A 1018-nucleotide genomic window follows, 5' to 3' on the forward strand; every position below is an offset into this window, starting at 1 on the left:
GTCGGTCTCACAGTCAAGCTCCCTTGTGCACTTACACTCAACACCTGATTGCCAACCAGGCTGAGGGAACCTTTGGGCGCCTCCGTTACCCTTTAGGAGGCAACCGCCCCAGTTAAACTACCCATCAGACACTGTCCCTGATCCGGATCACGGACCCAGGTTAGACATCCAGCACGACCAGACTGGTATTTCAACGACGACTCCACCCCAACTGGCGTTGGGACTTCACAGTCTCCCAGCTATCCTACACAAGCCGAACCGAACACCAATATCAAACTGTAGTAAAGGTCCCGGGGTCTTTCCGTCCTGCTGCGCGAAACGAGCATCTTTACTCGTAGTGCAATTTCACCGGGCCTATGGTTGAGACAGTCGAGAAGTCGTTACGCCATTCGTGCAGGTCGGAACTTACCCGACAAGGAATTTCGCTACCTTAGGATGGTTATAGTTACCACCGCCGTTTACTGGCGCTTAAGTTCTCAGCTTCGCCCACCCGAAGGTGAGCTAACCGGTCCCCTTAACGTTCCAGCACCGGGCAGGCGTCAGTCCGTATACATCGCCTTACGGCTTCGCACGGACCTGTGTTTTTAGTAAACAGTCGCTTCTCGCTGGTCTCTGCGGCCACCCCCAGCTCAGGACGTAAAGTCCATCACCAGAGCTGGCCCCCCTTCTCCCGAAGTTACGGGGGCATTTTGCCGAGTTCCTTAACCATAGTTCACCCGAACGCCTCGGTATTCTCTACCTGACCACCTGAGTCGGTTTAGGGTACGGGCCGCCATGAAACTCGCTAGAGGCTTTTCTCGACAGCATAGGATCATCCACTTCACCACAATCGGCTCGGCATCAGGTCTCAGACACATGAGCGGCGGATTTACCTACCACTCGTCCTACACCCTTACCCCGGGACAACCACCGCCCGGGATGGACTACCTTCCTGCGTCACCCCATCACTCACCTACTAACCGCTTGGTCCGGCGGCTCCACCACTTTCCTTTGCCCGAAGGCTCCGGAACGGCTTCAC

Annotated in this window: 1 rRNA gene; it reads right to left on the reverse strand. The window is 55.9% G+C overall.

What is annotated here, in order from left to right:
- A 23S ribosomal RNA gene (locus ACWEQG_RS39060) occupies window positions 1-1018 on the reverse strand; the annotation flags it as partial.

Source organism: Microbispora sp. NPDC004025, assembly GCF_053604425.1.